The sequence below is a fragment of the Vibrio gelatinilyticus genome, from assembly GCF_022836845.1.
In the GTDB taxonomy this organism is placed as follows: Bacteria; Pseudomonadota; Gammaproteobacteria; order Enterobacterales; family Vibrionaceae; genus Vibrio; species Vibrio gelatinilyticus.
This window is the reverse complement of record NZ_JAJNNZ010000030.1, coordinates 1-12,008: the sequence shown is the minus strand read 5'-3', so window position 1 is coordinate 12,008 and position 12,008 is coordinate 1. Positions and strand designations below refer to the sequence as shown.

General features: G+C 44.6%; 11 protein-coding genes, 1 tRNA gene, 1 rRNA gene and 1 riboswitch. Of the genes, 11 read left to right on the top strand and 2 right to left on the bottom strand.

Annotated elements, in window-relative coordinates:
• Positions 1–52: 52 nt before the first annotated feature.
• From LNL84_RS19370 to thiH, 9 genes are all read left to right on the top strand, one after another.
• Positions 53–128: transfer RNA gene (locus LNL84_RS19370), tRNA-Thr, on the top strand.
• A 7-nt stretch (positions 129–135) separates the two neighbouring features.
• Positions 136–251 (top strand): 5S ribosomal RNA (gene rrf / locus LNL84_RS19365).
• A gap of 297 nt (positions 252–548) precedes the next feature.
• Positions 549–932 (top strand): fluoride efflux transporter CrcB, encoded by a 384-nt coding sequence (gene crcB, locus LNL84_RS19360; RefSeq protein ID WP_244359467.1) that lies wholly within the window; start codon positions 549–551, stop codon positions 930–932.
• Between the two features lie 52 nt (positions 933–984).
• Positions 985–1,085, top strand: a riboswitch (TPP riboswitch).
• 110 nt (positions 1,086–1,195) lie between these two features.
• Positions 1,196–3,118: a phosphomethylpyrimidine synthase ThiC gene (thiC, locus tag LNL84_RS19355; RefSeq protein WP_244359465.1), complete on the top strand. Its 1,923-nt coding sequence runs from the start codon at positions 1,196–1,198 to the stop codon at positions 3,116–3,118.
• Between the two features lie 32 nt (positions 3,119–3,150).
• Positions 3,151–4,386: a thiamine phosphate synthase gene (locus tag LNL84_RS19350; protein ID WP_244359469.1), complete on the top strand. Its 1,236-nt coding sequence runs from the start codon at positions 3,151–3,153 to the stop codon at positions 4,384–4,386.
• Positions 4,379–5,146: a HesA/MoeB/ThiF family protein gene (locus LNL84_RS19345; protein ID WP_244359463.1), complete on the top strand. Its 768-nt coding sequence runs from the start codon at positions 4,379–4,381 to the stop codon at positions 5,144–5,146. Before LNL84_RS19350 ends, LNL84_RS19345 begins: the two co-directional genes overlap by 8 nt.
• 45 nt (positions 5,147–5,191) lie before the next feature.
• Entirely contained in the window at positions 5,192–5,395 is a 204-nt protein-coding gene (gene thiS, locus LNL84_RS19340; RefSeq protein ID WP_244359461.1) for a sulfur carrier protein ThiS, read from the top strand.
• Positions 5,396–5,398: 3 nt separating this feature from the next.
• Positions 5,399–6,166 (top strand): thiazole synthase, encoded by a 768-nt coding sequence (locus tag LNL84_RS19335; protein WP_244359459.1) that lies wholly within the window; start codon positions 5,399–5,401, stop codon positions 6,164–6,166.
• Between the two features lie 9 nt (positions 6,167–6,175).
• Positions 6,176–7,288: a 2-iminoacetate synthase ThiH gene (thiH, locus tag LNL84_RS19330; RefSeq protein WP_244359457.1), complete on the top strand. Its 1,113-nt coding sequence runs from the start codon at positions 6,176–6,178 to the stop codon at positions 7,286–7,288.
• 67 nt (positions 7,289–7,355) lie between these two features.
• Here the strand turns inward: thiH and LNL84_RS19325 are convergent, their stop codons facing one another.
• A complete protein-coding gene (locus tag LNL84_RS19325) occupies positions 7,356–9,149 on the bottom strand; it encodes an aminopeptidase P family protein (RefSeq protein ID WP_244359455.1) in 1,794 nt (597 codons plus the stop codon).
• A 145-nt stretch (positions 9,150–9,294) separates the two neighbouring features.
• Complete coding sequence (locus LNL84_RS19320; protein ID WP_244359453.1) at positions 9,295–10,236, bottom strand: LysR family transcriptional regulator; 942 nt, start codon at positions 10,234–10,236, stop codon at positions 9,295–9,297.
• 113 nt (positions 10,237–10,349) lie between these two features.
• Here LNL84_RS19320 and LNL84_RS19315 point away from each other — a divergent pair, with 113 nt between their 5' ends.
• Together LNL84_RS19315 and tsrA are read left to right on the top strand one after the other, a co-directional pair.
• Entirely contained in the window at positions 10,350–11,540 is a 1,191-nt protein-coding gene (locus LNL84_RS19315; RefSeq protein ID WP_244359451.1) for a multidrug effflux MFS transporter, read from the top strand.
• A 152-nt stretch (positions 11,541–11,692) separates the two neighbouring features.
• Positions 11,693–11,977, top strand: a complete 285-nt coding sequence (gene tsrA, locus LNL84_RS19310) for an H-NS-like global regulator TsrA (RefSeq protein WP_244359449.1) — start codon at positions 11,693–11,695, stop codon at positions 11,975–11,977.
• Positions 11,978–12,008 lie beyond the last annotated feature (31 nt).

Below are 12,008 nucleotides of genomic sequence, written 5' to 3'. Positions count from 1 at the left end.
TAAAAAGAGCCCGTTTGAAAAAAACGGGCTTTTTCTGTCTTGAGTAGAATCTGCTGGTATAGCTCAGTTGGTAGAGCGCACCCTTGGTAAGGGTGAGGTCCCCAGTTCGAATCTGGGTACTAGCACCATATTTTACTTGGCGACCATAGCATTGTGGACCCACCTGATTCCATGCCGAACTCAGAAGTGAAACACAATAGCGCCGATGGTAGTGTGGGGTTTCCCCATGTGAGAGTAGGACATCGCCAGGTTCTTATTTGACGACAACCCCTAGCAGTAATGCTAGGGGTTTTTGCGTTTTAGCTGTACAGAAATCAAATAGGCTAAATTCATCATAATGGTGTACAGTGCAGAAAATCATTACTGAACGACTAAAATCTATTCTTGTTGTCTTATCCATGTCTAAATTTTGACTAAAAGTGACTCCTGTAACAAATTAATTCTTCACTAGTTTACTAGACTAGGTTGGTAATCTATTTGATGTTTCAGCTGAAGAAGTAACACTTATCTTTTATACTTGAACGCTAATCTGGGCAAAGGGCCTTTTTATGAGTCAATTTTCTATTCTTAGCTTCATTGCTTTGGGCGGTGCTTTTGGTGCCTGTTCTCGTTATCTCGTTTCAGAACTGTGCATTGTTCTTTTTGGACGAGGCTTTCCCTATGGGACACTCACCGTCAATGTTGCTGGCTCTTTTATAATGGGCTTATTGATCGCAGCTTTCGAAAACGAACTGTTGGCAACAGAACCTTGGCGTCAAGTGATTGGACTTGGTTTCCTTGGTGCACTAACTACCTTCTCGACTTTCTCTATGGATAATGTGCTTATGATGCAGCAGGGAGCTTTTTTCAAGATGGGTTTAAATGTCCTACTCAATGTGGTGCTAAGTATTTCAGCAGCCTGGATAGGCTTCCAGCTTTTGGTTAAAAGTTAACCAAAAAACCATCCTTAAAGATGGTTTCTGCATTTTAATTCAATTATACTTCAATAACTTGTCGGAGTGCCCTTATGGGCTGAGACCGTTAATTCGGGATCCGTTGAACCTGATCAGGCTAATACCTGCGAAGGGAACAGGAGAAAGAGTGGCTCGTTCTACTTTTTTATCATATAGCATTCGCTATTCTTCATGATACCTCTTGTCATCACACATCCGTCAAGCATTTATCTTTTTAATTATATGATATTAAAGGAAATGCTATGTCGACACGTAAGCAAAATAGATTAGAAGCAAAAAATTTCATCGATACTCTGTCGGTAACTCCTTACCCTAATTCTGACAAAACTTACATACAAGGTAGCCGCGCAGATCTGCGTGTGCCTATGCGTAAGATTGCGTTAGCGGATAGCTTGATAGGAGGTACAGCACAAAACCCAATACTCGCTCCAAATGAGCCTATACACGTCTATGACACGTCTGGTGTTTATACCGACCCTCAACATCATATTGACCTCTACTCGGGCCTACCTAGGCTCAGAGAGAAATGGATTGAAGAACGTTCAGATACTCAAGTACTGGCTAGTGTCAGCTCAGACTTCGCTCAACAGCGTTTAGCAGACGATACCTTAGATGATTTAAGGTACGGAAAATTGCCAGAAGTTAGAAAGGCAACCGAGGGATCTTGTGTTACTCAGCTTCACTATGCAAGGCAGGGCATTATCACACCCGAGATGGAATATATTGCCATTAGAGAAAATATGGGGCGTCAGAAATTAAAAGATGAGATGCTGACTCAGCAGCACCCTGGCGAGCATTTTGGTGCCAATCTTCCAAAAGAAGTTACTCCTGAATTTGTTCGCAATGAAGTCGCCCAAGGCCGTGCGATCATTCCTTCTAATATTAATCATCCTGAATCGGAACCCATGATTATTGGGCGTAACTTTCTGGTAAAAGTGAATGCCAATATCGGCAATTCATCGGTCACGTCTTCAATTGAAGAAGAAGTGGAGAAGCTCGTTTGGAGTACGCGATGGGGTGCAGACACGGTGATGGATCTCTCAACTGGACGAAATATTCACGAGACAAGAGAGTGGATACTAAGGAACAGTCCAGTCCCTATTGGTACAGTACCTATGTATCAAGCATTAGAGAAAGTGAATGGCATCGCTGAAAATCTAACATGGGAAGTGATGCGCGACACCTTGATTGAGCAAGCTGAGCAGGGAGTAGACTACTTTACTATTCATGCAGGACTTCTTCTTCATCACATCCCGATGACGGCAAAAAGAGTCACCGGTATCGTTTCTCGTGGTGGTTCGATTATCGCAAAGTGGTGCTTAGCACATCACGAGCAAAGCTTTCTATACACCCACTTCAAAGAGATTTGTGAAATCTGTGCACAGTACGACGTAGCACTTTCTTTGGGAGACGGTCTACGTCCCGGGTCGATCGCTGACGCAAATGACGAAGCACAATTTGCTGAACTACGAACGCTTGGAGAGCTAACCAAAATCGCATGGCAGCACGATGTGCAAGTCATCATTGAAGGCCCTGGTCATGTGCCTATGCATATGATTAAAGAGAACATGGAAGTACAGCTTACACATTGTCACGAAGCGCCTTTCTATACCTTGGGTCCATTAACAACGGATATTGCGCCTGGGTATGATCATATTACCTCAGGAATCGGTGCGGCAATGATAGGCTGGTATGGTTGTGCAATGCTGTGTTATGTAACGCCGAAAGAGCACTTAGGGCTGCCAAACAAAGAAGACGTAAAGACGGGTTTGATTACCTATAAGTTGGCAGCACATGCCGCTGATCTCGCAAAAGGACATCCAGGCGCACAGATCCGTGACAATGCACTATCCAAAGCTCGCTTTGAGTTTAGATGGGAAGACCAGTTTAACCTCTCTCTTGACCCTGATACGGCCAAGAAATTTCACGATGAAACGCTTCCGCAAGAGTCTGGCAAGGTTGCCCATTTCTGCTCGATGTGCGGTCCAAAATTCTGTTCGATGAAGATCTCACAAGAGGTACGAGAGTACGCTAAAGACATACAACAAGGCGACAGTATTGCTATCACAATGCTTGATGACCCTTTAGAAGGGATGCGTCAAAAGTCTGAAGAGTTCAGAGCAACGGGTGCCGAATTATATCATCCAGCTGTTTCTGAAGAATAACACCATAATCCAAGGAGCTTCCGTTGAAACTCATGTTGCCCATTGGTGCAGACGCTTTGAATCGTCATATTCATCGTGTTCTCGGCCTAGCAAAACAAGTCGGCTTCTCAACCGAAAACATCGCAATTTCCTCTTCTGAAGAAGGTCAGGCGGTCGTTATCCAGCACGAAGAAAGCGCTCGTTATATTTCAAGTGACGTTCTAGGCTCTACTTTCCGGATGGGAGATAGTGCGTTAGATAATGATATTCGTGTAAGGTATTTGCATGATATGGATGAAAGCAAGCTTTCATCCTCACTTGTGACGGCCACGCAAGGTGACGTCTATGTAACAGTAGCAAGTAGATCTCGATGGCTCGATGTCTGGTCTTGCAGAGACAATGTTATAAAGGCTTCTGCGGCAGCTTCTTTGATTACTGACCACACTGAACATTTAGCTTGGCTCGTGGTGAGTATTGCTCTCGATTTTCCTCTCGAAGATGCAGTTATGGTGGCTAGATCTGGATGTGTTTCACGTGAAACATGGCCAAGTCACTTGGACCAATTCCCCGTTCCAGTGATAGAAAATGCGAATTTAGGTATACGTGTTGGTTGGGCAGTCGATGCATCGGCTCTACCATTTCCTACCGTCAGTAAATCGAAGCTAGGGCTTTACCCTGTGGTCGATAATGTAGATTGGGTAGCAGAACTACTAGAGCTTGGCATTAAAACGGTACAGCTTCGAATCAAGCAGCATGACCTGCCAGATCTGGAACAGCAGATTGAAAAAGCGATCGAGCTTGGCCGCAGACATGATGCCCAAGTATTCATCAATGACTATTGGCAGCTAGCGATTAAGCATGGTGCCTACGGTGTGCACTTAGGGCAAGAAGACATTGAAGTAGCAAACATCAAGCAACTAGCAGAACAAGGAATTGCACTCGGTTTGTCTACCCATGGTTATTACGAGTTGCTACGCATTGTACAAATCCACCCTAGCTACATTGCACTCGGCCACATTTTCCCAACTACCACTAAAGACATGCCGTCAAAGCCACAAGGTTTGATACGACTGGAACTCTATCAGCGATTGATTGATTCGATACCTTACGGTGAAGAGTTAGGATATCCAACAGTTGCTATTGGTGGTATCGATCTGAAGACTGCACCAGCAGTTTGGAGTTGTGGCGTAACAAGCTTGGCAGTGGTACGAGCAATCACGTTAGCCGACGATGTACCCGAAGTTATCGGGCAATTTGACTCAATCATGGATGGTCGTCTTGATGGTTAATGATGACCAATTTAAGCAGTATCTGCGCCAAATCAGTCTTCCGAACATAGGTGAAGAAGGGCAGAGCAAACTGCTCAAAGCCAATGTGCTTATTGTTGGTGGTGGGGGGCTTGGTACCGCAGCGAGCATGTACTTGGCTGGTGCAGGTGTAGGCTGTATAGCTATTGCTGACGATGATGTAGTAGAGATATCGAACTTACCTCGACAGGTAACTTATCACACAAAAGATATTGGAATCGCCAAAGTCGAATGTTTGAAGACCAGTCTTCAGCAACAGAACCCAGATGTCAGGGTGCGAAGTCTTAACACAAAGCTTGATGGCAATCAGTTATTACTAGAGATCACGTTAGCTGATGTTGTGGTTGATTGTTCAGATAACCTAGCGACTCGGCATGCTATCAATGCCTACTGCAAGCAAAGCAACACTGACCTCGTAAGCGCAGCAGCAATCGGTTGGAACGGGCAGCTCAGTGTTTTTCCGTTCTCATCCTCCCTCGAGATCGCTTGTTATCGCTGCTTGTATCCCTTTGATGAAATCAAAGGTAGCAGCCGATGTTCAGAGTCATCTGTCATGGGGCCAGTAGTTGGCATGATGGGGCTTTACCAAGCTTTAGAAACGATTAAGTTGCTAGCAGGTGTACACCCTCAGGTTTCCCAGCAAAAACCACCGACATTGAAGTTATTCGATGGACTAAACGGCCAATGGCAAACATTACAGATTGCTCGTGAGCAAACTTGTACGGTTTGCTCGACCGACTGAGTACACCTTGGTGTAGTCGCAGAATTTGTACGCGAGAATAAAATAATGATTCAAGTAACAGTGAATAACACACTACAGAATACGAAAAGAGACAGCCTCCTCGAGGATCTTATTAAAGGTCTCGATATTGATACTCATGGTTGTGCCATTGCGGTCAATGACCAAATCGTGCCGCGAACTGAGTGGTCGACGTTTGTCGTCAAAAACGACATGTCCATTAACATCTTCCAAGCCATTGCAGGGGGCTAATTCATGCTAACAATTGCCGATAAAACTTTTGAATCACGCCTATTTACTGGAACCGGAAAGTTCTCGGATCAGTCTCTTATGGTTCAGGCTATTGCGGAAAGTGGTTCACAGCTTGCGACAATGGCGCTCAAACGCGTAGATCTACAAGGTCAAGATGACAACATCTTACGACCATTGATTGAGAACAAGATTAGTCTGTTGCCTAACACTTCAGGCGCTAAGAATGCCAAAGACGCCATCTTCGCTGCACATCTTGCTAGAGAAGCATTGGGTACTAATTGGCTGAAGTTAGAGATTCACCCAGATCCGAAGTACTTACTACCAGACCCGATCGAGACGCTTAAAGCTGCTGAACAGCTAGTTAAGGATGGGTTCGTTGTACTGCCATATTGTCATAGTGATCCAACGCTATGTAAGCACCTTGAGGAAGTAGGGTGTGCAGCTGTGATGCCACTTGGTGCCCCAATAGGAAGTAATAAAGGCATCGTCAGTAAAGACTTTTTAGAAATCATAATCGAACAAGCTAACGTTCCGGTTGTGGTTGATGCTGGTATCGGTGCACCATCACATGCAGCGCTTGCGATGGAAATGGGCGCTGATGCTGTCTTGGTTAACACCGCTATCGCGGCTGCCGCTGATCCGGTTGCTATGGCAAAAGCGTTTAAGCTGGCAGTAGAGTCGGGAAGGTTGGCATATGAAAGTGGCTTGGCGGGCATCGTAAATCATGCCGTGGCCTCGAGCCCGCTAACGGCGTTTCTAGATTTAGAGTAGGAGAACAAAATGAGCTTTGTTCAGGAGCATGCTAAGTATAACTGGGATGATATTCGTCTTTCCATTTATGCGAAATCGACGCGTGATGTAGAGCGAGCACTCTCTAAAACGCGACTCGACTTAGAAGATTTTAAGGCACTAATCAGTCCTGCCGCAGAGCCTTACATTGAGCAATTAGCTCAGCGTTCTTTTGCTCTAACTCGCAAGCGTTTTGGGCACACGATGTCGATGTACATCCCCTTATACCTTTCTAACCTGTGCGCTAATGCCTGTACATATTGTGGCTTCTCGATGGAAAATAAAATTAAGCGTAAAACGTTAAACGAAGACGAAATCGCTGATGAATGCCGGGTGATAAAGTCTATGGGTTTTGACAACATTTTGCTGGTGACTGGGGAGCATGAAAACAAAGTGGGGATGAAGTACTTTAAGCAAGTTATACCCACTATCAAAAAGCAATTCAGCTATCTCGCTATGGAAGTACAACCTCTTAAACAAGATGAGTATAAAGAGTTAAAGCTCTGTGGTTTGGATGCGGTAATGGTGTATCAAGAGACGTACAATCGTAGGACTTATGCCGAACATCATCTGCGTGGAAACAAGATGGATTTTGACTATCGGTTAGACACTCCTGACAGATTGGCCAAGGCCGGGGTTGATAAAATTGGTATCGGTTCACTGATTGGCTTAGAAGAGTGGCGCACTGACTGCTTTTTTGTTGCGGCTCATCTACAGTATCTTGAGAGTCATTATTGGAAGTCTCGTTATTCAATTTCTTTTCCAAGACTCAGGCCCTGTGAAGGTGCATTTCAACCAAAATCGGTGATGACGGACAAGCAGTTGGTTCAGCTTATTTGTGCGTATAGACTGTTCAATAACGAAGTTGAGCTGTCATTGTCAACTCGCGAGTCACCGACTTTTCGTGATCACGTCTACCCATTAGGAATCACTAGCATCAGTGCGGCATCAAAAACACAACCGGGTGGTTATGCCAGCGAAGTGGAAGAGTTAGAGCAGTTTGCTATCAGCGACGAACGCAGTGCACGGCTTGTTGCGGAGTCTGTTAAGCAGATTGGTATGGAGCCTATATGGAAAGATTGGCACCCATCTTTTTCGGGCTAACTTGATTCGAAAGAAATGTTTCACGTGAAACAAAAAAAGGAGCTGCTTTGCAGCTCCTTTACTATTTCTATTTAACTAATGGTTGGCAGGCCTTGGATAGCCAATCCAAGGAATCCCCTTCGACAAGTGGCGAAACCTCACTAAATACCGTTTGGTGGTAGGTGTTAAGCCATTGTATTTCACTGTCAGTAAGTAAAGATGTCTTAATATTTCGCTTGTCTATTGGGCAACGAGTCAGTGATTCGAAACCATACATGGTTAGATCACCTTGCGTTTGTTTTTCGACAACGAGTTCTAGATTCTCGATACGAATACCAAAAGCATCGGCGCGGTAATATCCAGGCTCATTGGATAACACCATGCCAGGTACAAGTGCATTACGATTAACGACTTTTGAAATACCTTGAGGACCTTCATGCACACTTAGAAAGTGTCCAACACCATGCCCCGTGCCATGGTCATAGTCAAAGCCATTAGCCCAAAGATGTTGGCGAGCAAGAACATCGAGTTGATGGCCGCATGTACCCTTAGGGAATAACGCACAAGCCAATCCAATGTGTCCCTTTAGCACTAAAGTAAATTGGTGTTTCATTTCGTCACTAGGGTTACCAATAGCAATGGTTCGCGTAATGTCTGTCGTGCCATCAAGATATTGACCACCTGAGTCAACCAGATACAACGAGTCCTGCTCTAATGAACCTGGGACTTCCTGGTTCTCATGGTTGTAGTGACACATAGCTGCGTTACCTGCTGATGCAGAAATTGTATCAAAGCTAAGGTCGACTAGTGACTCATCCAGTTGGCGGCATGACTCTAACTTATCAGATAGCGTAGCTTCATCATGAAGATTGCCATCCGCAACTTCTTTGTCTAACCAGGAAAGGAACTTAACCATCGCAGCGCCATCACGGATATGGCAGGCTTTCATTCCAGAAATTTCGATGTCATTCTTAGCTGCTTTTGGCATCAAGCATGGATCAGCAAGCTCTAGCTGCTTCGCACCGTATGCCTCAAGTTTAAGTTGGAACCACGCATTACTGGTTGCAGGGTCGAGGGTGACTTTTTTTCCAGATAGCGCTTTAAGTGCTTCCTCTAGACTACTTGGAGCACACACTTCAACGCCACTGCCTACGTGTGCGTCGAACGCGGAAAGATCCTCAATACGTGATTCATCGATAAAGAACTTGGTTGAACCATCAGAGTAGAGGATGGCATGAGCAAGCAAGACTGGTAGGCGAGACACGTCAAGTCCACGTACGTTAAGCAGCCAGCAAATCGAATCCAATTCAGTAATAATGGCCGCATCTGCGTCAGAGGTGGCAAGCGCTTGACCTAAAGCTTTGCGCTTATCTTGACTGTTTTGACCCACTTTCTCAATTGGCATTAAACGGACTTGGCTTAACTGAGGCGTTGGTCGGTCGCTCCAATTCATGTCGATTGGATTCTCGTCAGTTGCGACCAGTTCGAACTTATTACCCAATTGAATTAGGGCATTTTGGTACCAGTTGCCACGATGCATACGTGGGTCGATGCCAATACGAGAACCAACAGAAAGCGTCTCGGTCACCCATTTAACCGGCGGCTGCTCAATGAGATGACAATAGTCAAATAGAGAATTTGGGACTTGCTTTGTTACCTGAACTGTATAACGACCATCAACAAAAATAGCGGCATTTTTCCGTGTGATCACAGCAGCACCAGCAGAACCGGTAAATTGAGTTAACCAGTGTAAGCGTTCATTGTGTGCGGGTACATATTCACCTAAGTACTCATCTTCATGAGCGACTATGAATGCATCAAGATCGTTTTCAATAAGCCAAGCCTGAATCAGTTCTACTCGGCGAGCAATTTGTTCCTGCATCTATTATTCCTTTGTCTAGGTGAGCTCAGTCACCTTTCTTTTATTTGCTGTATAACCTAGCGCTTTTACGAACGATATACAAACGATTCTCAAGTAGCCAAAGGGATGTTTCAGTCGTGTCACCTTGACTGCACAAGACGATCGTTTAACGCAGGTGTAAGGTCTTTTGACGGATGATATCTATTAACCAATTTAGTGCGGGGTCACGACACCTGTCTTTGTGCCAAAATAAGGTGTAGGCCATAGGTGGAAACTCGATGGGCAAAGGTAGAATGCAAAGTTCCATTTGCTTGGCAGCCAAGTCAACGAAGTGGCGAGGTGCTGTAAAAACAAAGTCAGTGTAAGTACACAGTGTCGCAGCATTATTAAAATCGGGAACAGTAATAGCGATATCCCGTTCAAATCCCATGTCTGCCAAGCGATAGTCGAGTAGCCAGCGGTCGCTACCATCACAACGGACTTGAACGTGCCGTAAGGCCAGATACTGTTGTAAGTTCCACTCAGTATTTAGCACTGGATGGTCCTTTCTTACTAAGCACATTTGAGAGTCGCGATAGACTTCTAGCTCAGCAATATCATTGGGTGGGTACATGGTTCTAATAGCATCATGTACATCGATATCTTTCCCTGTGATACCAATATCCAAACTTCCTTTTTGCAGTTTATCAAACGTACTCTCAGTCCAGGAGTGTGTACTGATACTTAGATTTGGACCTTGGCTAAAAATAGCCGGCAGAAAATGGGGCATGATGAGAGGGTAGACACTCTCTACAGCCGCAATATGAAAGCGGTATTCACTAGACTCTGGTGAGAATTCTGGTGGACGAGTAATTGTTTCAATATGGCTGATTAACAGATCTAATTTGGGTTTGAGATAAAGTGCCTTTGCAGTTGGCAATAAACCGTGAGCCGAACGGGTAAATAGGGGGTCGTCGAAGATGCTCCGTAGCTTAGCGAGTGATTTACTGACCGCAGACTGGCTGACATAGAGTCGATTCGCGGTATGGGTAACACTGCGTTCTTCTAACAGCACCGCTAAACAAACCAATAAGTTAAGATCGACACGGAGTAACTTTTCCAAATTCATTAGCAAAATTCCCCTATGGAATACTGCTAATGAGTATAAACCATTTTTATTCATATGTTGAAGCTTCTATAATTCTGGCCAGAAGCTACAATCACTCGCAACGAAGGTAATCAATGCAATCACATTTTAATCCACCTAGTCGATGGCAACTGCTTGCCCTAGTCGCATTGGTTTTATTCAGTCCACTGGCTATCGATATCTATTTGCCTGCGTTACCACAAATGGCGAATTCGTTTGGTGTGAGTGATGTATTGGCACAAGATACGATTACGTGGTTCTTGTTTGCGATGGGCGTTGGACAAATTTTCGCGGGTCCCTTGGCAGATAAACTCGGACGTCGAACGGTTGCGTTGGCTGGTATTACTATTTATGGATTGAGTGCGTGCTTGGCGTGGGCTGCGCAATCAATAGAGTGGATGCTGATGGCTCGCTTGCTACAAGGCTTAGGTGCATGTGCAACATCTGTGGCAGCGTTTGCAACCGTTCGCGACATCTTTGGCCCCCAGCGCAGTGGCAAGATGATCAGCTACCTCAATGGTGCGATTTGTTTTATCCCGGCGCTTGCTCCTATTTTGGGGAGTTGGCTAACAAGCCAATTTGGTTGGCGCAGTAACTTTAGCTTTATGGCCGCATTTGCTTTAGTTATCGGTGCAGTGGTTATGCTCAATTTAAAAGAGACCAATCAAACACCAACCAACACTCAGGTGTTTAAGTTAAGTCGTTATGGTGAAGTCCTTAAATCACCCATCTTTGTTTTTCATGCAACCCTGTGTATGTTGGCCATGGCGGTGATTCTTGGCTATGTCACTTCAGCACCAGTAATATTAATGGGTGAGATGTCTCTTTCGATGAGTGCTTTCACTTACTGGTTTGCTATCAATGCCGTATTCAATATTATCGCCTGTTTAATCGCACCAAAAATCATGGATAAAGTGGGTACCAGAAAAACGATCATCATGGGAATCAGTATATTATTGAGTGCTGGCGCGTTAATGTTGATACTGGCTCCGCTTAAGAGTGCAGCGTCATTTATGCTTCCAATCATACTATGTTCGGTTGGCTTTGCGTTCGTTCTTGGTGCTTCTGCCGGCAAAGCACTGGCTCCTTTTGGTGATAAAGCAGGGACAGCATCAGCATTACTCGGCTTATTCCAAATGAGTGGTGCGGGTCTAATTATCGGTACCGTGCAACGGTTGCACTTAGACACAACCACAATGATGGCTTTGCTGATGTGGTTGCTGTTACCTGGTTTGTTGGTGTTGTTGTCGAAGACGGCTAAGCACTGGCATGAGGTAACTTGCTAACAACCCTCGCTGATCTGGGTTATAATTAGCCTGTGTCAGCGGTAAGCCAATATTGTTCATTTCAGCAACGATGTGGTTTTCCAATTGATTAAACGGGTGTATATTTGATCTTATATACTCGATTACTAATATTAACTGGATTAGAAACAGTAATGTCGATGACCACCTATGAAATGGCTCGTATTCTAGAACAACTGGAAGAATCGCCAGAGAAAGTAATGTTTGGAAAATTGCTTATTGAATTAGGCAATCAGAGTGAAGAGCGAATTCAAAGTGCCGCTAAACAGGTTCCCTTACACATGCTAAGAGATATTATCTATCAGTTTCAAAGGGTTGTAGAGTCTCGTAAAGGTGAGCAAGTCGAGTTAATGGCGAAAGAGATAGCAGAACAAGGTATTTCTGCTGAAGAACTTAGAACCTTCTTAGAGAATAAGTAAGATACTTGCGTTAAAAGCCCTGATGAAGAAT